This window comes from Paenibacillus sp. E222 (assembly GCF_013401555.1).
Classification (GTDB): domain Bacteria; phylum Bacillota; class Bacilli; order Paenibacillales; family Paenibacillaceae; genus Paenibacillus.
The window spans coordinates 2100261-2120476 of record NZ_CP058552.1 but is presented as its reverse complement, the minus strand read 5'-3'; the positions used below and the strand labels follow the sequence as shown (position 1 = coordinate 2120476).

The 20216-nt window shown below is 47.4% G+C and carries 22 protein-coding genes and 1 other annotated feature; of the genes, 1 reads left to right on the top strand and 21 read right to left on the bottom strand.

Annotation, left to right across the window (positions count from 1 at the left end):
* Positions 1 to 74: 74 nt before the first annotated feature.
* The 19 genes from rpoB to HW560_RS09145 all read right to left on the bottom strand — a co-directional run bounded on the left by rpoB (position 75) and on the right by HW560_RS09145 (position 17640).
* The gene (gene rpoB / locus HW560_RS09235; RefSeq protein WP_090905283.1) at positions 75 to 3620 is read right to left on the bottom strand and encodes a DNA-directed RNA polymerase subunit beta; all 3546 of its coding nucleotides are present in this window, start codon (positions 3618 to 3620) and stop codon (positions 75 to 77) included.
* Between the two features lie 394 nt (positions 3621 to 4014).
* Complete coding sequence (locus HW560_RS09230; protein WP_179262879.1) at positions 4015 to 4632, bottom strand: class I SAM-dependent methyltransferase; 618 nt, start codon at positions 4630 to 4632, stop codon at positions 4015 to 4017.
* Between the two features lie 96 nt (positions 4633 to 4728).
* Positions 4729 to 5091 carry a 50S ribosomal protein L7/L12 gene (gene rplL, locus HW560_RS09225; protein WP_090905279.1) on the bottom strand — a complete coding sequence of 121 codons (363 nt, stop codon included), beginning with the start codon at positions 5089 to 5091 and terminating at the stop codon, positions 4729 to 4731.
* 72 nt (positions 5092 to 5163) lie between these two features.
* Positions 5164 to 5667 (bottom strand): 50S ribosomal protein L10, encoded by a 504-nt coding sequence (gene rplJ, locus HW560_RS09220; protein WP_076292160.1) that lies wholly within the window; start codon positions 5665 to 5667, stop codon positions 5164 to 5166.
* Positions 5668 to 5690: 23 nt separating this feature from the next.
* Positions 5691 to 5839, bottom strand: a sequence feature (ribosomal protein L10 leader region).
* A 67-nt stretch (positions 5840 to 5906) separates the two neighbouring features.
* On the bottom strand, positions 5907 to 6599 hold the full coding sequence (gene rplA, locus HW560_RS09215; protein ID WP_024633597.1) for a 50S ribosomal protein L1: 693 nt from the start codon (positions 6597 to 6599) through the stop codon (positions 5907 to 5909).
* A gap of 95 nt (positions 6600 to 6694) precedes the next feature.
* The gene (gene rplK / locus HW560_RS09210) at positions 6695 to 7120 is read right to left on the bottom strand and encodes a 50S ribosomal protein L11 (RefSeq protein ID WP_076292159.1); all 426 of its coding nucleotides are present in this window, start codon (positions 7118 to 7120) and stop codon (positions 6695 to 6697) included.
* A gap of 68 nt (positions 7121 to 7188) precedes the next feature.
* Positions 7189 to 7722: a transcription termination/antitermination protein NusG gene (nusG, locus tag HW560_RS09205; protein WP_024633599.1), complete on the bottom strand. Its 534-nt coding sequence runs from the start codon at positions 7720 to 7722 to the stop codon at positions 7189 to 7191.
* 22 nt (positions 7723 to 7744) lie between these two features.
* Positions 7745 to 7936 (bottom strand): preprotein translocase subunit SecE, encoded by a 192-nt coding sequence (gene secE, locus HW560_RS09200; protein ID WP_024633600.1) that lies wholly within the window; start codon positions 7934 to 7936, stop codon positions 7745 to 7747.
* 21 nt (positions 7937 to 7957) lie between these two features.
* Entirely contained in the window at positions 7958 to 8107 is a 150-nt protein-coding gene (rpmG, locus tag HW560_RS09195) for a 50S ribosomal protein L33 (protein ID WP_072735843.1), read from the bottom strand.
* A gap of 304 nt (positions 8108 to 8411) precedes the next feature.
* Positions 8412 to 9056 carry an RNA polymerase sporulation sigma factor SigH gene (sigH, locus tag HW560_RS09190; protein ID WP_024633601.1) on the bottom strand — a complete coding sequence of 215 codons (645 nt, stop codon included), beginning with the start codon at positions 9054 to 9056 and terminating at the stop codon, positions 8412 to 8414.
* A 171-nt stretch (positions 9057 to 9227) separates the two neighbouring features.
* The gene (locus HW560_RS09185; RefSeq protein ID WP_076292158.1) at positions 9228 to 9749 is read right to left on the bottom strand and encodes an NYN domain-containing protein; all 522 of its coding nucleotides are present in this window, start codon (positions 9747 to 9749) and stop codon (positions 9228 to 9230) included.
* 5 nt (positions 9750 to 9754) lie between these two features.
* Positions 9755 to 10501, bottom strand: coding sequence for a 23S rRNA (guanosine(2251)-2'-O)-methyltransferase RlmB (rlmB, locus tag HW560_RS09180; RefSeq protein ID WP_090905277.1), 747 nt, complete (start codon positions 10499 to 10501; stop codon positions 9755 to 9757).
* Positions 10502 to 10587: 86 nt separating this feature from the next.
* Positions 10588 to 11112: a Mini-ribonuclease 3 gene (locus tag HW560_RS09175; protein ID WP_256222558.1), complete on the bottom strand. Its 525-nt coding sequence runs from the start codon at positions 11110 to 11112 to the stop codon at positions 10588 to 10590.
* Positions 11109 to 12509, bottom strand: a complete 1401-nt coding sequence (gene cysS / locus HW560_RS09170; protein WP_090905275.1) for a cysteine--tRNA ligase — start codon at positions 12507 to 12509, stop codon at positions 11109 to 11111. Before cysS ends, HW560_RS09175 begins: the two co-directional genes overlap by 4 nt.
* A 29-nt stretch (positions 12510 to 12538) precedes the next feature.
* Positions 12539 to 13204 (bottom strand): serine O-acetyltransferase, encoded by a 666-nt coding sequence (gene cysE / locus HW560_RS09165; protein WP_090905273.1) that lies wholly within the window; start codon positions 13202 to 13204, stop codon positions 12539 to 12541.
* Positions 13205 to 13798: 594 nt separating this feature from the next.
* Positions 13799 to 15262 carry a glutamate--tRNA ligase gene (gltX, locus tag HW560_RS09160; RefSeq protein WP_179262877.1) on the bottom strand — a complete coding sequence of 488 codons (1464 nt, stop codon included), beginning with the start codon at positions 15260 to 15262 and terminating at the stop codon, positions 13799 to 13801.
* A 33-nt stretch (positions 15263 to 15295) separates the two neighbouring features.
* Positions 15296 to 15772 (bottom strand): 2-C-methyl-D-erythritol 2,4-cyclodiphosphate synthase, encoded by a 477-nt coding sequence (gene ispF, locus HW560_RS09155; RefSeq protein ID WP_053779226.1) that lies wholly within the window; start codon positions 15770 to 15772, stop codon positions 15296 to 15298.
* Positions 15769 to 16461: a 2-C-methyl-D-erythritol 4-phosphate cytidylyltransferase gene (gene ispD, locus HW560_RS09150; protein ID WP_099859249.1), complete on the bottom strand. Its 693-nt coding sequence runs from the start codon at positions 16459 to 16461 to the stop codon at positions 15769 to 15771. The genes ispF and ispD overlap by 4 nt, the downstream gene beginning before the upstream one ends.
* Positions 16462 to 16554: 93 nt before the next feature.
* Positions 16555 to 17640 carry a PIN/TRAM domain-containing protein gene (locus tag HW560_RS09145; protein WP_076292152.1) on the bottom strand — a complete coding sequence of 362 codons (1086 nt, stop codon included), beginning with the start codon at positions 17638 to 17640 and terminating at the stop codon, positions 16555 to 16557.
* Between the two features lie 174 nt (positions 17641 to 17814).
* Here HW560_RS09145 and HW560_RS09140 point away from each other — a divergent pair, with 174 nt between their 5' ends.
* Entirely contained in the window at positions 17815 to 18210 is a 396-nt protein-coding gene (locus tag HW560_RS09140) for a nucleoside triphosphate pyrophosphohydrolase family protein (RefSeq protein ID WP_024633611.1), read from the top strand.
* A gap of 147 nt (positions 18211 to 18357) precedes the next feature.
* Here HW560_RS09140 and pssA read toward each other — a convergent pair whose 3' ends face one another.
* The gene (pssA, locus tag HW560_RS09135) at positions 18358 to 19089 is read right to left on the bottom strand and encodes a CDP-diacylglycerol--serine O-phosphatidyltransferase (RefSeq protein WP_090905263.1); all 732 of its coding nucleotides are present in this window, start codon (positions 19087 to 19089) and stop codon (positions 18358 to 18360) included.
* A 43-nt stretch (positions 19090 to 19132) separates the two neighbouring features.
* Positions 19133 to 20209 carry a DNA integrity scanning diadenylate cyclase DisA gene (disA, locus tag HW560_RS09130; protein ID WP_076292150.1) on the bottom strand — a complete coding sequence of 359 codons (1077 nt, stop codon included), beginning with the start codon at positions 20207 to 20209 and terminating at the stop codon, positions 19133 to 19135.
* Between the last annotated feature and the right edge of the window lie 7 nt (positions 20210 to 20216).

The following is a 20216-nucleotide window of genomic DNA, read 5'->3' as shown; positions in this document are numbered from 1 at the left end:
ACGCCCCCTCCGGCCGAAGCCGGAGCAAGACGCGAGCCTGATGAAAAACGCCGGTCATCATGCGCCCGAAGCGGTTACTCCGCTCCGACCTCTGTACCCTCAAGGTTGAGGCTGAGCTTATCGCTCGCAGCGTCATCTTCATCGTCCATTTCTTTCATTTCAATCTCTTGCTCATCTTCGCTCAAAATCTTAACGTCCATACCCAAGCTTTGCAGCTCTTTGATCAATACTTTGAATGATTCAGGAACACCTGGTTCCGGAACATTCTCGCCTTTGACGATGGACTCATACGTTTTCACCCGACCTACAACATCATCGGACTTAACAGTCAAGATTTCTTGCAGTGTATAGGCCGCACCATAAGCCTCAAGCGCCCATACTTCCATCTCCCCGAAACGTTGTCCACCGAACTGGGCTTTACCACCCAGAGGCTGTTGCGTAACGAGTGAGTAAGGACCTGTGGAACGAGCATGGATTTTATCGTCAACCATGTGCGCCAGCTTGATCATATGCATGACGCCGACAGTAACTTCACGTTCGAACTCTTCTCCCGTACGTCCGTCGTACAGAACGGTTTTACCATTACGCTGCATACCTGCTTCTTCCATCGTATCGAAGACGTCATACTCCTTCGCTCCGTCGAATACAGGAGTAGCTACGTGAATACCGAGCTGCATGGCTGCCATACCCAAGTGAACTTCAAGTACTTGACCGATGTTCATCCGGGAAGGTACGCCCAGCGGGTTAAGAACGATTTGAACTGGTGTACCGTCCGGCAGGAAAGGCATATCTTCTTCCGGCAGGATACGAGCCACGACCCCTTTGTTACCGTGACGTCCGGCCATTTTATCACCCTCGGAAATTTTCCGTTTTTGAGCGATATAGACACGAACGAGTTGGTTAACACCTGGAGGCAGTTCATCACCGTTTTCACGGGTAAAGACTTTTACATCAACTACGATACCGTCAGTACCGTGAGGTACACGCAGGGAAGTATCACGTACTTCACGCGCTTTCTCACCGAAGATCGCATGCAGGAGACGTTCTTCAGCAGTCAGTTCCGTTACACCTTTTGGTGTTACTTTACCAACCAGAATGTCACCGGCACTGATTTCAGCACCGATACGGATAATACCGCGCTCATCCAGATTACGCAGCGCTTCTTCCCCAACGTTCGGGATATCACGTGTGATCTCTTCAGGTCCGAGTTTAGTATCACGTGCTTCAGACTCATATTCCTCGATATGAATGGATGTATACACATCTTCTTTAACGAGTTTTTCACTGAGCAAGATCGCATCCTCGTAGTTGTAACCTTCCCAAGTCATGAAGGCAACTACGACGTTACGTCCCAGAGCCAATTCACCCATTTCCGTCGAAGGACCGTCTGCAAGGATGTCGCCAGCTTTGACAACAGCACCTCTTTTGACAATCGGACGTTGGTTAATGCATGTTCCTTGGTTCGAACGCATAAATTTGTGTAATTTATATTTAACGATATCGCCTTTAACTTCTTGACCATCGACTTCTTCAACACGACGCAACCAAATCTCATTCGCAGAAGAACGTTCAATAATCCCGTCATATTTGGAGACAATACATACACCGGAATCTTTTGCGGCTTTGTGTTCCATACCTGTTCCGACCAGCGGAGCTTTAGGAATCAAGAGTGGAACGGCTTGCCGCTGCATGTTCGATCCCATGAGTGCACGGTTGGAGTCATCGTTCTCAAGGAACGGAATGAGCGCCGTAGCGACAGATACTACCTGCTTAGGAGATACGTCCATGTAGTCAACACGTTCACTCGGCATCGTAAGGATGTTATCCGACTGCTTGTTGTAACGTACAATGATCGCTTCTTCGGCAAAAGTGCTGTCTTCATTCAGCTTCGCATTCGCTTGCGCGATGACATAGTTGTCCTCTTCGTCTGCTGTCAGGTAATCGATTTGCTCGGTTACGACACCAGTCTTCGGATCTACCCAGCGATAAGGAGCTTCAATGAATCCATATTCGTTCACACGGGCAAATGTCGACAGGGAGTTGATCAAACCAATGTTTGGTCCCTCTGGTGTCTCGATTGGACACATCCGGCCATAGTGGGATGGATGCACGTCACGGACTTCCATGCCGGCACGCTCACGTGTCAAACCACCCGGTCCGAGTGCGGACAGACGGCGTTTATGCGTCAACTCACCCAGTGGGTTCGTTTGATCCATAAACTGTGACAATTGGGAGCTACCGAAGAACTCTTTAATGGATGCGATAACAGGACGTATGTTAATCAATGCCTGAGGCGTGATTACGTTAGCATCCTGAATGGACATTCTCTCACGAACTACACGTTCCATACGGGATAAACCGATACGGAATTGGTTTTGCAAGAGTTCACCAACCGAGCGGAGACGACGGTTACCCAGGTGATCGATATCATCTGTGCTTCCGATGCCGTGCAAAAGGTTAATGAAGTAGCTGATGGAGGAAATGATATCAGCCGGTGTAACGTTCTTCACTGATTTATCAATGTTAGCATTGGCAATCAGTTTAACGACCTTACCATCCTCAATCGGTGAAAATACATCAATCGTTTGCATCGGGATATCATTGGCATCCAAAACGCCGTTGCCCACGTGATATGTGCGGAAACCAACGCTTTTCTCCAGCTGCGGCATGATTTCATCCAACAAACGGCGGTCAATCATTTGACCTGCTTCAGCGATAATTTCGCCAGTTTCGGTATCCACAAGAGACTCAGCCAAACGTTGGTTGAACAAACGGTTCTTGATGTGAAGCTTTTTGTTGATTTTGTAACGACCCACATTAGCCAGGTCATAACGTTTTGGATCAAAGAAACGGGCTACGAGCAAGCTTTTCGCATTATCCAGCGTTGGTGGCTCGCCCGGACGAAGACGCTCATAAATTTCAATCAGCGCTTTCTCCGTGGAATCCGTATTGTCTTTGTCCAGCGTATTGCGGATATATTCGTCATTACCGAGCAGATCCAGAATCTCAGCGTCTGTGCCAAAACCAAGTGCACGCAGGAGAACCGTCACCGGTATTTTACGTGTGCGGTCGATCCGGACGTAAACAACATCCTTCGCGTCCATCTCCAGTTCGAGCCAAGCGCCGCGGTTAGGAATAACTGTAGCGGTATACGTTTTTTTGGCGTTTTTATCTACTTTGGTACTGAAGTAAACGCTAGGAGAGCGAACCAACTGGCTGACAATAACCCGTTCCGCACCATTAATAATAAATGTGCCGGTGTCGGTCATCAGCGGGAAATCTCCCATGAATACTTCCTGCTCTTTGACTTCGCCGGTTTCCTTATTAATGAGCCGGACTTTGACCCGAAGCGGTGCTGCATAAGTAACGTCACGCTCTTTCGCGTCGTCTACTGTATACTTCGGTTCACCGAGACTGTAATCGATAAATTCCAAAATCAAGTTGCCTGTAAAATCCTGGATCGGCGAGATATCCTGGAACATTTCGCGCAACCCTTCCTCCAAAAACCAATCGTAAGATTTTTGTTGGATCTCAATCAGGTTCGGAACTTCGAGTATCTCGTTAATTCGTGCATAACTGCGCCGAGTGCGTCGACCATATTGAACAAGATGTCCTGCCAACTTAAACTCACCCCTCAATGTCTACTCACTTTAAAAATTTCGTTGCGAACCTCTGTTTGTAACCTTATAATGGTACACATACAGAGCAAAGCAATGCATCCACAAATAAAGAAAAGCCCTTACTCGAATGTCGTTCGAAAAAAGAGCAACTTTGATCGGCGGATGTCTTTCCAAATCATACATATCCCCAGTTTGCCCAAAATGTACATATTATACGCCAAACGTAGGCATAATAAGCCCGTTCGGCGTAAAAAAAAGGTTGACATTTTTAGTTAGCTAAAGCCAAGTAGGGCATCTTAATACTGACATTTTACAATAATACCACGACCTGAATTTCAAGTCAATAGTCCTATTGCAAAAAAAATACCACCCTGCTTACTTTACAAATCAGGATTTAGTCTAAAGGCGCCTCTTCCAATTTTACCGCTTTGAAAATTCGGTAGCCTTTATCCTTCGTTACTTCCTCCACTCGTCCAAAGAGAGATTCCAGCTTCGCTTTCGCCGAAGGCGCTCCCTGCTTTTTCTGAATGACAATCCATAACGCTCCGCCCAACTTCAAATGACGATATGCCTGTTCAAAGATCGCATGCACGGTTTCCTTACCGGCACGGATCGGAGGATTGGTCAGAACTGCGTCAAAGTCTTCCTTTTTAACTTCAGCCAGAAGATTGCTTTGCATAACCGTTACATTCGTTATACCGTTCGCTTTTGCATTTTCCCTGGAAAGCTCAACCGCTCTCTCATTGATATCGATCATGGTGACATGTCCATCCGGTACAAGTTTAGCTGCTGTAAGACCAATGGGTCCATACCCGCAGCCCACATCCAGTACATGAGCTCCAGCAGGCAACTCTATAGCATCAATCAACACTCTGCTGCCGTAATCGATTCCGTTTTTGGAAAATACCCCTGCATCCGTAACGAGTCGTAATTTCCATCCGCGTAGCTCCGCTTCTGTAGCCCGTCTGTCATGTGCCACCTGCGGTTTGTCCGAATAATAATGATTGGACATGTCCTCACTCACTTTCCATTTACAATTACAGCAACAAACCCCTTGATATAAGTCAAGGGGTTTGTTGTTTTGTTCATCTAGCTAATGAAAGCTAAATTATTTAACTTCGATTGTAGCGCCTGCTTCTTCAAGCTTAGCTTTAACCGCTTCTGCTTCTTCTTTGCTTACTTTTTCTTTCAGTGGTTTTGGAGCGTTGTCAACCACTTCTTTTGCTTCTTTCAGGCCAAGACCTGTGATTTCACGTACTGCTTTGATAACGTTGATTTTGGAAGCACCAGCGTTAGTCAAGATTACGTCGAATTCGGATTGCTCAGCTTCAGCTGCTGCAGCTCCGCCACCTGCAACAGCTACTGGAGCTGCAGCAGTTACGCCGAATTCTTCTTCGATTGCTTTAACGAGATCATTCAATTCCAGTACAGTCATGCCTTTGATTGCTTCCAAGATTTGCTCTTTACTCATGATTGAACCTCCATATATAATATTATTTTTTTGTATTTCATCACTGCCTAAGCAGCATTCAGATCAAGTTGCTTACGCGCCTTGTTCTTCTTTTTCAGCAACAGCTTTAACCGCAAGCGCGAAGTTGCGCACTGGCGCTTGAAGCACGCTGAGGAGCATGGAAAGGAGACCTTCGCGGGATGGCAATTCTGCCAACGCTTTGACTTCTTGTACTCCGATTACGCGACCTTCTACGACTGCACCTTTCAATTCCAGTGCATCGTTCTTTTTCGCGAAGTCGTTCAGAATTTTGGCTGGAGCCACTACGTCGTCTACGCTGAATGCAATTGCACTAGGACCTGTCAGTACTTCGTTAAGTTCTGTCAGTTCTGCTGCAGCTGCTGCGCGGCGAAGCAACGAGTTTTTCAGCACTTGGAATTCGATTCCGGCTTCACGAAGCTGCTTACGCAGCTCAGTTACTTGGGCAACGTTCAAACCGCGATAGTCAACAACAACACTAGTCGCGCTCTCGCGCAATTTAGCTGTTACTGCATCAACGGACTCTTGTTTTGCTTGAATCACTTTTGCGTTTGCCAAACTGTACACCTCCTGATCAAATTTATCCCATTAAGAAAAGCCTCCGTAGAATCACGAAGGCTTGATATATACTCATAACCGATTTGCATCGTTCTAAGTTCTATAATCACACCTCGGCAGGAAATTAAGCCAAAATGGCACCTACTGTCTACGGTAAGCATATTCAAATGTCAACGGTCAGTCACTCGGACTCACAACTTTTATAGATTATCAGAACAGGACAAGCCTGTCAAGTGATATTATCTAAAAGATGCTGCGTTCACGCGTGCGCCAGGGCCCATCGTGGAAGAAAGACTTACATTCTTCAGATAAACACCTTTTGCTGCCGCCGGTTTAGCACGAGTCAAAGCATCCATGAGAGCTTTAAGGTTCTCATTCAGTTGCTCTGCCGAGAAAGAAGCTTTACCGATCGGTGCATGAATTTGACCTGCACGATCCAGACGATATTCGATTTTACCGGCTTTAATTTCTTGAACAGCCTTGGATACATCGAAAGTTACCGTTCCGGCTTTAGGGTTAGGCATCAGACCTTTACCGCCGAGCAGTCGGCCCAATTTACCTACTTCACTCATCATGTCCGGTGTCGCTACGCAGACGTCGAACTCGAACCAGCCTTGTTGGATTTTGTTGATCATGTCTGCATCACCAACATAGTCCGCGCCAGCCGCTTCCGCTTCTTTCGCTTTGTCACCTTTTGCAAATACCAATACGCGTTGTGTTTTACCTGTGCCGTGTGGCAAGACAACAACACCACGTACTGCCTGGTCTTGTTTACGTGGGTCAACGCCCAAGCGTACTGCTGCTTCGATTGTTTCATCGAATTTTGCAGTGGCTGCCTTTTTCACAAGCTCTACAGCTTCTGAAGGCTCGTAAGTTGCTTCGCTGTCAATCAGCTTAGCAGCTTCCAGGTATTTTTTACCGTGTTTAGCCATGTTATATTCCTCCTTTGTGGTGTTAGCGGATATACCTCCCACATCAACCGGCCGCGAATCGGCCGGCTTTACGAAGCCATGTTTCAGATGAAAAATTAGTCTTCGATGGTGATACCCATGCTGCGGGCAGTACCTTCGACCATACGCATTGCAGACTCAACGTCAGCAGCATTCAGGTCAGGCATTTTTGTTTCCGCGATTTGACGTACCGCATCACGTTTAACGGTAGCGACTTTTTTCTTGTTTGGTTCGCCGGATCCTTTTTCTACTTTAGCTGCCACTTTCAACAGAACTGCTGCTGGTGGAGTTTTAGTGATGAAAGTAAAGGAACGGTCTTCGAATACTGTGATTTCAACAGGAATAATCAATCCCGCTTGATCGGCTGTACGAGCGTTGAACTCTTTACAGAATGCCATGATGTTGACACCTGCTTGACCCAAAGCTGGACCTACCGGAGGCGCTGGATTCGCTTTACCTGCTGGAATTTGCAGTTTTACCATTTTGATTACCTTTTTTGCCATGATTGACACCTCCTTGCAAAATAGTGGTTAACGGGCCTCTCAGCCCTCCCACAAGAAACTTGAAGAGACTATATCTTCTCCACTTGCGTATATTCCAACTCAAGCGGTGTTTCCCGTCCAAACATGTTCACGTGCACTTTCAACTTGCTTTTGTCTACCAAAATTTCTTCCACGGAGCCCACAAAATTCGCAAAAGGACCAACTTTAATACGTACGGATTCCTTAATGTCGAATTCAATTTTAGGCTTCGGTTCAACCATGCCCATGTGCTTCAGAATTTGTTCCACTTCTTCAGGCAGCAAGGCTGTTGGTTTGGACCCGGAACCTGTCGAACCGACAAATCCCGTAACACCTGGCGTGTTGCGAACAACGTACCAAGAGTCATCCGTCTGGACCATTTCCACCAAGACATATCCGGGGTAAACTTTACGCATAACGGTTTTTTTCTTACCGTCTTTGTTCACCACTTCTTCTTCCATCGGAACAAGAACGCGGAAAATCTTGTCTTCCATGCCCATGGACTCTACGCGTTTTTCCAAATTGGCTTTGACCTTATTCTCATACCCTGAATAGGTATGAACGACGTACCATCTTTTTTCCATATCAAGCCACCTGGGACCCTTCTTAAATAATCGCTTCGATCACAGCGGAGATGCCGATATCAACGACCCAAAAAAACAGCGTCATAACCACAACAGTACCAAGAACGATCAATGTGTAGTTGGTCAGCTCTTTACGATTAGGCCAGCGAACTTTTTTAAGTTCAGCCCAGCTTTCAGAGAAAAAGGAAATCAGAGATTTGAAACTACGTTTCACGCCGACTACACCTCCAAAAAACTATCTGGTTTCGCGATGAGAAGTCTGCTCGTTACAAAACTTGCAAAATTTCTTCATCTCCATGCGGTCGGGGTGATTACGCTTGTTTTTTGTCGTAGTGTAATTTCTTTGTTTGCAGTTTGTACAAGCCAAAGTAATAATTACCCGCATGATGTACACCTCCCGAAGACTTCCACATTCAAGCGGAGTCTCTAAATTGATCCTAAAAAAAAGCCGCGAATTTAGGCCTACCTAAAACACTTTATCACAAGGGTATAACCATGTCAATGAAAGAATAGCCTTTCATCCGTGGGTAAAAAGTTCCTATCAAACACATTCAGTTTCTCATCTCTGTTTTTCTCTTCTCCTGCATGGACCAAGCGATTACTAGTATAATCATTCTTTAACTTTATAAACTTGAGGCAGCAAAAAAAGACTCAAACCCCGAGCCTTTTCCGTCAACGACAACATGTGTTCAATTATCTCGAACTTCCAGGTACTTTTCAAGTTTACGCTTGACGCGCTGGAGTGCATTATCAATGGACTTTACATGCCTGTCCAAATCCACTGCAATCTCTTGATAAGATCTCCCGTCCAGATACAACATCAATACTTTACGTTCCAGATCACTCAGAATCTCAGACATCTTATCTTCCAGGCCTACAAACTCTTCCTGATTGATGATAAGTTCTTCCGGATCGCTGACCTGTGTTCCACAAATCACATCGAGTAACGTACGATCGGACTCTTCGTCATAAATAGGTTTGTCCAGTGATACATAAGAATTAAGCGGAATATGCTTCTGACGTGTTGCTGTCTTGATTGCCGTAATAATCTGTCGTGTAATACACAACTCGGCGAAGGCTTTGAAAGAAGCGAGCTTGTCCCCTTTGAAATCCCTAATGGATTTATAGAGTCCAATCATTCCTTCTTGAATGATATCTTCCCGGTCAGCCCCAATCAGAAAATAAGATCTTGCCTTGGCGCGTACAAAGTTACGATATTTGTTAATCAAAAACTCCAGCGCTTCGCTTTCACCTTCACGGACCGCTTCGACAATGTCTTCGTCACTTTGGTAATCATACTTGGATAACATGATATCTTTGAGGTCGACACTCACAGACAATCCCTCCGGCTGCAACGCAAGGTACCCCGTTACTCTACTCTATGAAATATAGGATCAGTATATATGATGGTACCTCACACCGTCAACCACGCTCTGCCTAAAAAAGAACATCAATAACATAATTGTCAAGAGTTTCAAAATTCTAATTTTTGTAAAATCGTGCTGTTATTCCCGGCGCCATCGCTCAAATTGCTTCAAAACATCCGGACTTAACTTGCCGCCGAGTGTATTTCGCGTTGCTTTAGCTTGATCTTCTTCCAGACGTTTCTGTAACTCTTTTTCGTTCTGCTCTACTTCGATCAGCAATTCCCTTGCGGATACACGCAGAGCTCCCTGTCCAAAAATGACATGCTGCTCTACCATATCGCTTGTAGCCACATAGATTTGGCGTCTTCGCGTGCTTAGTTCCCGAACGAGTCTCTCAATGCATTCGTCTGCCGTCTCTTTTTCCTTTGTAAAAAAAATCTGCACTTTGCTCTGTGTAAAGGATTTACCGAGTCCAGGCACGAGGTAGGCGTCAAAAACAACAATGACTCTCCGGCCGGAGAACGCCTGATAGTCGGCTAGTCGAGAGAGAAGCCTGTTGCGGGCCTCCTCCAATCCACTCTCCGCCAATCTGGATAGCTCCGGCCAGTCACCAATCATGTTGTACCCGTCTACAAGAAGCACATCACGGGAATCAGCCATATCTTCTAGTCCTGCGCTTGGCGCGAGCGGAGCACTTCATACATGACAACACCCGCTGCCACGGAAGCATTCAGGGAATTAATCTGACCTTGCATCGGCAGTTTGATCAACACATCGCATTTCTCGCGAATCAGTCGTCCCATTCCCTTGTTTTCGTTCCCGATAACGACGGCTACTGGACCCGTAAAGACGCCGTTCCCAAACACGCTCTCCTGAGCAGCAACATCCGTACCCACAACCCATACGCCCTCTTCCTTAAGACGATCAATGGTTTGACCCAGGTTGCTTACACGAGCCACTGGCACGTACTCCACCGCACCCGCTGATGTTTTGGATACCGTCACTGTAACTGCAGCTGAGCGCCGCTTAGGTACAATAACGCCATGTGCACCTGTGCAGTCAGCCGTCCGCAAAATCGATCCAAGATTATGTGGATCTTCAATCTCATCCAGCAAAATCAAAAATGGATGTTCATTTTTTGCAGCCGCTGCAGCAAGAATGTCTTCAACCTCCACATAAGCGTAAGGAGCCGCTTGTGCTACTACACCCTGGTGTTGAACGCCCGGCACTGTTTGATCCAGTTTACGCTTGTCCACGTGTTGAATGACAATCCCTAGTTTTTTTGCTTCCGCGATAATGGGCTGCGTCAAATGTTTTTGCGCTGTATCTGCAATCCATATTTTATTAATGGTCCGGCCTGAACGCAGCGCCTCCGTTACGGAGTGTTTACCGGCAATCCATTCTTCTTCCATCTTTGTTCGATCCTCTCTATAACGCCCTGTGTTACACTGCACCCTATTCGGCACATCTTACAGAAGCGGCTTTGTTGTAATTTATATTATTTTGTCGGTGATTGCGAATGTTGCTCCGCATGCTCGATGCCCCGGCGAATTAGTTCAATCATGCGGTCATGTCGACCACTGCTATACAGGTAACCGAACAGACACTCCAGAGCTGTGGCATGTCTATATTCCAAAACATCTGCGTTTTTGGGAATACTGCCAGACTTGGCATTACGACCTTGTCTGACAATGTCACGTTCCTCCTCGGTCAGCTCAGCCTCAATACCTGTGAGGATACGGCTCTGCGCCTTCGCCGATACCAAACCCGTTGCACTACGGTGCAGATGGTTGGGACGCATATTGGCTTTGGACAACAGATACTGCCGTACGGCTACCTCATATACCGCATCACCAATATAGGCGAGAGCGATGGGAGGAATCAACCTTGCAGGCCGAGAGGGAGGATAAGGAAACCATCCTCCCTGCTCAACGCTCAGAGATTGTTCATCTGTCTGTTGTTCCTCCCGTTGCTCGGCATGTTCGACGGATTCAGACAACTTTTCCAGTTGTTCATCACTCATTTGCGCCGCCATCTCATTCCTTGAGCCGTATCCTCAAGCAAGATGCCCTGCGCAGACAGTTCATCCCGAATTTCATCAGCCCGCGCCCAGTTTTTGGACTTGCGCGCTTCGTTACGTTCTTCAATTAGACGTTCGATTTCTTCGTCCAAAAGCTCCGGTTCAGCCTCCGTATAGATGCGAAGCACCGCATTCAGCTCATTGAACAATTCCAGCAGAGCGCGAATGTCCGCAGCGTTTACCACATCTTGCTGCAACAGTTGGTTAGCTTCCCCAGCCCATTCAAACAGTGCCGTAATCGCATCTGGCGTATTGAAGTCGTCCTGCATTTTCTCATGATATTGCTGACGAATCTGCTCCAGTCTCGCTGCGAACTCTGCTGACACAGCCTGATCCACACTCACAGCTTGCAAGCGATGATTAAGGTTGCCTACGGCATTGGCGATCCGGTCTACACTATTCTGTGCCTGTTCCATCGTATCTTCCGTAAAGTTCAATGGATTACGATAGTGAGTAGACAACATAAAATAACGAATGGCTTCGCGTTTATATTGATTGCGGAGGTCTTTAACAAGCACGCCGTTACCGAGTGATTTCGACATTTTTTCGTTATCAATACGGATAAATCCGTTATGCATCCAGTAGTTTGCCAGAGGTTTTCCAGTCAGTACCTCGGATTGAGCGCATTCGCATTCATGGTGCGGGAACTGCAAATCCTGTCCTCCACCGTGAATATCCAGCGTGTCGCCCAGGTACTCCCGTGCCATCGCTGAACACTCAATATGCCAGCCCGGACGACCATCGCCCCATGGACTGGACCAGAAGATCTCACCCGGTTTTGCAGCTTTCCAGAGTACGAAATCTTCCGGATGCTCTTTGCGCTCATCTACACCAATACGAATTCCGAACTGTAATTCCTGAAGGTTTTGCTTCGACAGTTTGCCGTACTCCGCGAACTTGCCTGTGCGATAATATACGTCACCGCCATTTTCATAGGCGAAGTCCTTTTCAACCAACTCACGGATAAAATCAATAATGAGCGGCATGTTTTCCGTCACTCTTGGGTTACTGCTTGCCTTCGGAATACCCAACCCTTCGAGATCCTCGTAATACGCTGCAATAAACTTCTCTGCAACATGAGGAACATCCGTGCCAAGCTGCTCGGCCTTGCGAATGAGTTTGTCATCGACATCTGTGAAGTTCACGACGTAGTTCACTTCAAGACCGGTCTGTTCCAGGTATCCGCGAACCGTGTCGAAAAAGATAACTGGACGTGCATTCCCGATATGAATGTAATCATATACCGTCGGCCCGCACACATACATTTTCACTTTCCCCGGCTCTTGAGGAACAAAATTCTCTTTGGTACGACTCATCGTATTGTAAATTTGAAGCGTCATAGTCACTTTCCTTTCATCCGTTTCCATCATTATTCTATTGTACCACGGGAAAACTCACTTTCACGCGTACTCTGCAGAGTACGCACTTCTTCACGCAATCGTTCGATTTCTTGCTGCATATTGCGCAGGGAATCGATGACCGGATCGGGAAGCTGCTGATTCAGACGGTCCACCCGGCGGCCATCCTGCTTCACGATTCTGCCCGGTATGCCTACAACGGTGCTGTTTGGAGGAACTTCCTTCAGCACAACCGAGTTTGCACCAATATTACATTGATCCCCCACGCTGAAGGAGCCTAGCACCTTCGCTCCGGATGAGATAACCACATTATTGCCAATTGTCGGATGTCTCTTCCCTTTTTCTTTACCCGTTCCGCCAAGTGTGACCCCCTGATAGATGACAACATCGTCGCCAATTTCACATGTTTCCCCAATCACAACGCCCATGCCATGGTCAATAAACAACCGATTGCCGATCGTAGCTCCGGGGTGGATTTCGATGCCTGTCATAAAACGGCTGACTTGTGAAATGAACCGGGCAAAAGAAAACCATTTCCGCTTGTATAAAAAGTGTGCCACCCGGTGCGCCCATATCGCATGCAGCCCCGAGTAGGTAAATACAACTTCAAACCATCCCCGGGCCGCCGGATCGTTTTCAAACACCGCCTGGATATCTGATCTGATCTTCTTGAACATGCTCGTTCCCCTCTTGTTCAGGTCTTCGTCCTCCGGCTTACCGGACGGCGCGGCCCTCATGGTAGTGTACTTCCGACTCGACCTAAACAGAAAACGCCCCTGCAGCTATGTAAGCTGCAGAGGCGTTTATCGCGGTCCCACTCTGCTCGGTTCATGCCTTAACATACAAGAACTAGGCTGCCTGTTATAGCCGCCTCATGTCCTTGCACAAGAATGAACCCTCAACAGTTCCGTAACGGGAACCAACCGTCACAACCTATCCTGACGTTTTCCTCTCTCCTACAAAACAAGAGGCGGGGCCGGATTCGGCTATGCAGCTCACGGGTGCATTTCGACTGGCGGACAGCGGATGGCTCACAGCCACCTCAGCAAAGAATCTCATTCTTTACTGCGGGACCATCCTCTCTGAATCTGTCCGGTTCAGCCTACTTCTCCCGGTCTTTGCTGTTTTTATGATGAATGATAAAATCATACCATTTAACCTTTGTGTTGCTATTATAGCGAAAAGGTTATGGACTGACAACAATCTTCCTTCATAACGGTATAAACGAAGTTCCATCCTTAAGTCCAAAGTAGACTATACAAGGGCGTTACTTACGCGCCTTTTACCTGAGCATGCAGTCGATCGATCACTTTATCGCGGCCAAGCAGTACAATCGTTTGATTCAGATCGCGGCCATGAGTCTGTCCTGTCAGAGCTACACGGATCGGCATGAACAGCTGTTTACCCTTAAATCCGGTCTCTTTCTGAACTTCTTTGATCAGCGCAGCCATCTTGCTCGGTGTAAATTCATCGCTAGCCTGTACTTTATCAGCAAATGCCTTCAGAACGGTTGGTACCTGCTCCTCAGCGAGTACAGCAGCTCCTTCACTTTCCAGCTCCAGATGGGAACGGAAGAACACTTCCGACAATTCCACGATATCGGAGGCAGAATTCATTTGCTCCTGGTAGAGATGAACAAGCGTATATGCCCATTCTTTCTGTTCAGGTGAGAGCTCAGCAGCAATACGTCCCGCCTTTTGCAGATGTGGAATTGCCATTTCGGCAATGCGATCCGGGTCCGCATTTTTAATGTAGTGGTTGTTCAAGTGAGCCAGCTTGTGGGTATCAAATACCGCCGGGCTCTTGGACAGTCGCTTCGTATCAAAAATGGAGATTAACTGCTCCTGCGAGAAGATCTCTTCTTCTCCTTCAGGGGACCAGCCAAGCAGGGAGATGAAGTTAAACATCGCTTCTGGCAGATAGCCGAGCTGATCATATTGTTCAATAAACTGAATAACGGACTCGTCACGTTTACTCAGCTTTTTGTGGTTTTCATTCACGATCAACGTCATATGACCGAATACCGGCGGCTCCCAGCCAAGCGCTTCATAAATCATCAGTTGACGCGGTGTGTTAGAGATGTGATCCTCGCCACGCAGAACGTGAGAGATCTTCATCAGGTGATCATCCACAGCAACTGCATAGTTGTACGTGGGAATGCCGTCTTTTTTCACAATAACGAAGTCGCCTGATTCCTTGCTGTTAAAAGAAATTGTTCCTTTGACCATGTCATCAAACGTATAAATGCGTTCTTCCGGTACACGAAAACGAATACTCGCCACACGGCCTTCTACTTCAAATGCACTCTGCTGCTCCGGTGTCAGATCACGGTGTTTGCCCGAATAACGCGGGGTTTCTCCACGTGCTGTCTGTTCTTCGCGTTCTTGCTCCAGCTCTTCTTCTGTGCAATAACAACGATAAGCCAGACCTTTGTCCAGCAGTTCCTGCGTATATTTGCGATAGATGTCCAGACGTTCCGTCTGGCGGTATGGTCCGTACTCGCCGCCGACATCAATACTTTCGTCCCACTCGATTCCGAGCCATTTCAAATATTTCAGCTGACTTTCCTCACCACCGGCAATATTGCGTTTCACGTCCGTATCCTCAATACGAATAATGAATTTGCCGTTATTATGTTTGGCATACAAATAGTTAAACAGCGCCGTACGGGCATTCCCGATATGCAGGTGTCCCGTTGGACTCGGCGCGTAGCGCACGCGAACTTCGGTGCTCATAATATCCCCTCCGTCTCTAATTGGTTGATGATATCACACGCGAACAAGGCAAACAACCGATTGGGCAGCTATCCCCTCTCCCCGTCCGGGGAATCCGAGTTGCTCTGTTGTTGTCGCTTTGACATTCACCTGAGTTACATCCGCTTCAAGTGCCTTGGCAATAACCTCGGCCATCTGCGGAACGTAAGGTGCCATCTTCGGTTTCTGTGCAATAATGGTTGAATCGATGTTCCCCAGACGGTATCCACGATCCTTCACCAACTGCCACACATGCTCCAGCAGTTTCAGGCTATCCGCATCCTTGAACTCCGGATCGGTATCCGGGAAGTGTTTGCCAATATCCCCAAGTGCAAGCGCACCAAGAATGGCATCACTGATGGCATGCAGCAGCACGTCTGCGTCCGAGTGACCCAGCAGTCCTTTTTCATAAGGGATCGTGACCCCGCCAATAATGCATGGGCGTCCCTCTACCAGTTGATGTACATCGAATCCCTGTCCTACACGTATCATCGCTTCTTCTCTCCCTTGAGCAAAAACGCGGCGTATTCCAAATCTTCCGGCGTCGTTAATTTGATATTCGTATAACTGCCTTCCACAACCTTGACCGACATTCCCTGGCGTTCAGCCAGCATTGCGTCATCCGTTCCTAGAAATCCGTCCCGGTCCGCCGATTCGTAAGCAAGTATCAGGGAAGAAAGACGAAAAGCCTGCGGGGTTTGAATGCTCCACAGACTGCTGCGGTCCGGCGTCGCCGTAACGATTCCATCCGCATTTACTTGTTTGATCGTGTCCTTCACTGGAACGGCCAATACAGCTGCTCCACCCGACATGGCGGCCTTCATACATCCCATAATCTGCTCACGGTTTATAAAAGGACGTACCCCGTCGTGAACGAGGACCCAGTCTGTCCCTAGTGCCTTAAGGCCTTCGTGGACCGAATGCTGTCTCTCTTTCCCTCCGGGGATGACACGGACATGTGATTCCAGTCGGTATTCTTTTACCCATTCCTGGCAGCGTTCAACATCGGTAGCTCCCGTGACCAGCACCATTTCGCTGACCTCGTCCATAGCCGCAAACACTTCAAGCGTATGTATGAAAACGGGCTTGTCCTGCAGCAGCAGAAACTGCTTACTCTCGGTTGTTCCCATCCGGGTCCCCCGACCTGCCGCCACAATGACAACACCCCACCCTTTATCCATGCCGCAATCCCTGCCTTGTCTGTCAGTTTACCGTTCGGAGATATAATACAGTTATATTATAAACTCTAACGATACACTACCCATCATACCGCTTTATTGGGCTTTTTCCAACAGTTTCGGCTTGGCAAAAATCATTCGTCCTGCTGACGTCTGCAGCACACTGGTCACCAGCACTTCCATCATCATGCCGATATACTCGCGTCCGCCTTCCACAACAATCATCGTGCCATCATCCAGATAGGCTACACCTTGACCGTGTTCCTTACCATCTTTGATAATCTGCACCATAATCTCCTCACCTGGTAATACCACGGGCTTAACCGCATTGGCGAGATCATTGATATTTAGCACGGATACACCTTGCAATTCACAGACCTTGTTCAAGTTGAAGTCGTTGGTGACAACTTTGCCCTGAAGAACCTTGGCGAGCTTGACCAGCTTGCTGTCCACTTCGGAAATTTCCTCGAAATCACCTTCGTAAATGAGAACTTTGACGTCCAATTCCTTCTGAATTTTATTCAGGATATCAAGCCCGCGCCGTCCTCTGTTCCGCTTGAGCAAGTCCGATGAATCGGCAATGTGCTGCAATTCCTCCAGAACAAATTCCGGGATTACAATCGTGCCCTCGATAAATCCGGTTTTGCATATATCTGCGATGCGACCATCGATAATTACACTGGTATCCAAAATTTTGTGCTCTTCCAGTCGTCTGTCTTCATCCACCTCGGGATGCCCCCAACGTCCTGACATCCAGAAGGCCGCCAGATCGTCTTTCTTCGCCATGGCAAGCATATAGCCTGTATAGCTACTTACGACCGTCAGCGCCACCTGAAGCACCTCTCCGGCCGTCCCGAGCCATGCCACACAAGGATATAACAGCAAGGCCACCAATAGTCCTGCAACTGTACCCGCTGCACCTGCAGCCAATTCATTCATCGGTACTTTGGCCAAAGAATCAATACTATTATGCAGTCTGGTTGCCATTAATGTCCCACCGATGTTACACACGGACATAAACAATACGGCACCTAGTAGGGTTGATACCCCAGCCCCCAACAATCCCGCTGATTGAATCCATTCTGCCATCCAAGGGACGGATTTTCCTGCCAGATGATATGCCGTGTAACCGAACCATGCACCGCACAATCCTGTAAAAGTTAAAATGCCTTTTTTCCACATAAGTCCCTGCACCTCCTTCAATATATCTTCATCTTTATATCCAGTATGATCCAATTCCCTGATTGCTAATCCCGCTTTTGAAGAACTTTTTGGAAATGTTGCAATCGTCAGTTGAAAGAAGGTAAATTATTGGCATATAATGAATTCAATTCATATCCCGAGGTGAGTAGCAAAATGAGTACGCTAAGTTTACAGGCTTTTCAGGATCAAGTTTCCGAGCTGTTGCTGCGTCATCGCAGCCTGATTGATGTACTGTCCAAAACAGGACAAGCCGGCGCCTCTGTCAACCGTGCCGTGTCAAAGGCCATTACCGAATGCGGCTGCATTGAGCTGCACGCCACCAAGCAGAAATATGCCCCAGAGAGCGATATTGCTCAATCAAAAGGCCTGCTGGAAACGCATGTGGAAGGTGAATTGTGCGAGAATTGCAAAGAGGTTATCAGCTCTGAACTGGGGCGGAACCTGTTTTATATGTCGGCTCTCTGCAATCTGCTGGACATCAACATGGAAGAGGTCGTAAATCACGAGTCACAGAAATGTTCGACGTTAGGGATGTTCAATTTGTCGTAAACAATACGTATTTCGTTGCAAATGGTTAAGTTACCTTATAGATTTGAAAAACAAAAAATAAGCACGCATGCTCCTGTTCAGGAGCGTACGTGCTTTTTTGTATTGGTTAGGAACACGGACCAACCGATTTACACCATACTGGATTGCCTAGCGATCGGATGGACGGGAAGACTTCTCTTCTTTACGCTTTTTGGCCCGGTTACGTGAGGCTGCCGTCCGCATATTATGCTTCATCCCATAAAGAGCGTATAACACAAGTGGAATAAAGATCAATTTGGACAATTGTTCTGGAAACATGACCGCCACCACTACCGCGAAGACGATAACCCAAGGTGCAATCCAAATCGCTTTGCGCGGCAGACCAACCTTTTTGAAATTGGGGTATTTCAGCGAACTTACCATCAGATACGATAACAGCAACGTGGCAATCATCATACTCACGGGACCGATATCCTTATTAAACAGGGACAGTGTAGCCAGTACCCCTCCGGCCGCTGGAATCGGTAAACCTGTAAAGTACCCGGGGATGCCGGGGCGAACGTTAAACCGGGCAAGCCGGATAGCCCCACAAATGGGAAAGCTTGCGGTTGCGATCCAGGCAAGAACCGTTGTTGCATCCTGAAACGAGACCATGAATATAATCAGAGCTGGAGCTGCACCAAATGAAACCATGTCAGACAAAGAATCCAGCTCTTTACCAAACTCACTCTGGGCATTAAGTGCACGTGCCACACGGCCATCCAGACCATCCAGCAACATCGCAATAATGACCAAAATCGCAGCCAAACTATAATTCCCATCAATTGCAAGCAGGATTGCCATCATTCCAAGAAACAGATTACCCAAGGTAAAGAGATTCGGAATGAATCTGGTTAACATCGTTGTTTCACCTCATTATTTTCAAGCCGTTATAGGCAAACCCTTACATTTGTCTGTCAATAAACATCTGCTCCTGCAAACGCTTGAGACCTTCCTTAATGGTTCGGGCGCGTACCTCTCCAATCCCGTCCACTTCGTCCAGCTCTTCAATTGTAGCCATGATGACATGAGGCAATTGTTCGAACTGATCCACCAGGTTATGGATGATGACATTCGGCAAGCGGGGGATCTTATTTAATACCCGATATCCGCGAGGTGCAACCGAATCTTCGGACGTAGCTGCTGACGAAGGGTATCCCAGCAGACGTACGATATGATGTGCATCCAGCAATTCATCGTCCGATAATCTTTTCAGACCAACGATAATCTCACGGATTTTGTCATCACTGTCATCACGGGCATAGTCCTTATACAGCAACCAGGCTTCTTCTTCCGTAGTACCGACGAGTTCCTCCATCTGCATGGAGATCAGACGTCCCTCGTTGCCGAGTTCATGAATATAACGCTTGATTTCCGTTTTGATCCGCATAACCATTTCCGTACGCTGAATGACATTAACCACCTCAGGAATCGTTACCAGTTCCTCGAACTCGGAGGCACTCAGATTCGTAAGGGACTGTGTCAATACAGCTTTGTATTTTTCCAAGGTTTGAATCGCTTGATTCGCCTTGGTCAAAATAACCCCAATTTCTTTGAGGGAATACCGTAGTGTTCCTTGATATAAGGTGATAATATTCCGGCGCTGCGATATGGATACGACTAATTTGCCTGTTTGTTTTGCGACACGCTCAGCCGTCCGGTGACGGATCCCCGTCTCAGATGAAGAGATGGATGAGTCAGGAATGAGCTGTGTGTTGGCGTATAAAATACGCTTTAAATCCTCGCTAAGGATGATGGCACCATCCATCTTGGCGAGTTCATACAGATAGTTCGGGGAGAAATCACAATTAATCGAGAATCCTCCATCCACTACTTCCATCACTTCAGGGCTGTATCCTACAACCAGCAGTGCACCCGTCTTGGCACGCAGCACGTTCTCCAGACCTTCGCGGAAAGGTGTACCTGGTGCGATCAGCCTTAACAATTCGTTCATATTATCCAGTTGGCTCGAATCTTTCATCTTGTTA

Bases quoted from the DNA above. Each gene is read 5' to 3' on its own strand.
- HW560_RS09175 (WP_256222558.1), bottom strand. From the start codon at position 11,112: ATGAGTGATGAACAACTGGAAAAGTTGTCTGAATCCGTCGAACATGCC.
- rpmG (WP_072735843.1), bottom strand. From the start codon at position 8,107: ATGCGGGTAATTATTACTTTGGCTTGTACAAACTGCAAACAAAGAAAT.
- rplL (WP_090905279.1), bottom strand. From the start codon at position 5,091: ATGAGTAAAGAGCAAATCTTGGAAGCAATCAAAGGCATGACTGTACTG.
- disA (WP_076292150.1), bottom strand. From the start codon at position 20,209: ATGAAAGATTCGAGCCAACTGGATAATATGAACGAATTGTTAAGGCTG.
- HW560_RS09230 (WP_179262879.1), bottom strand. From the start codon at position 4,632: ATGTCCAATCATTATTATTCGGACAAACCGCAGGTGGCACATGACAGA.
- gltX (WP_179262877.1), bottom strand. From the start codon at position 15,262: ATGAGCACCGAAGTTCGCGTGCGCTACGCGCCGAGTCCAACGGGACAC.
- cysE (WP_090905273.1), bottom strand. From the start codon at position 13,204: ATGTTCAAGAAGATCAGATCAGATATCCAGGCGGTGTTTGAAAACGAT.
- HW560_RS09145 (WP_076292152.1), bottom strand. From the start codon at position 17,640: ATGTGGAAAAAAGGCATTTTAACTTTTACAGGATTGTGCGGTGCATGG.
- pssA (WP_090905263.1), bottom strand. From the start codon at position 19,089: ATGTTAACCAGATTCATTCCGAATCTCTTTACCTTGGGTAATCTGTTT.
- ispD (WP_099859249.1), bottom strand. From the start codon at position 16,461: ATGGATAAAGGGTGGGGTGTTGTCATTGTGGCGGCAGGTCGGGGGACC.
- rplA (WP_024633597.1), bottom strand. From the start codon at position 6,599: ATGGCTAAACACGGTAAAAAATACCTGGAAGCTGCTAAGCTGATTGAC.
- rplK (WP_076292159.1), bottom strand. From the start codon at position 7,120: ATGGCAAAAAAGGTAATCAAAATGGTAAAACTGCAAATTCCAGCAGGT.
- nusG (WP_024633599.1), bottom strand. From the start codon at position 7,722: ATGGAAAAAAGATGGTACGTCGTTCATACCTATTCAGGGTATGAGAAT.
- cysS (WP_090905275.1), bottom strand. From the start codon at position 12,509: ATGACGCTTCAAATTTACAATACGATGAGTCGTACCAAAGAGAATTTT.
- ispF (WP_053779226.1), bottom strand. From the start codon at position 15,772: ATGATACGTGTAGGACAGGGATTCGATGTACATCAACTGGTAGAGGGA.
- HW560_RS09140 (WP_024633611.1), top strand. From the start codon at position 17,815: ATGAGTACGCTAAGTTTACAGGCTTTTCAGGATCAAGTTTCCGAGCTG.
- rlmB (WP_090905277.1), bottom strand. From the start codon at position 10,501: ATGGAAGAAGAATGGATTGCCGGTAAACACTCCGTAACGGAGGCGCTG.
- HW560_RS09185 (WP_076292158.1), bottom strand. From the start codon at position 9,749: ATGGCTGATTCCCGTGATGTGCTTCTTGTAGACGGGTACAACATGATT.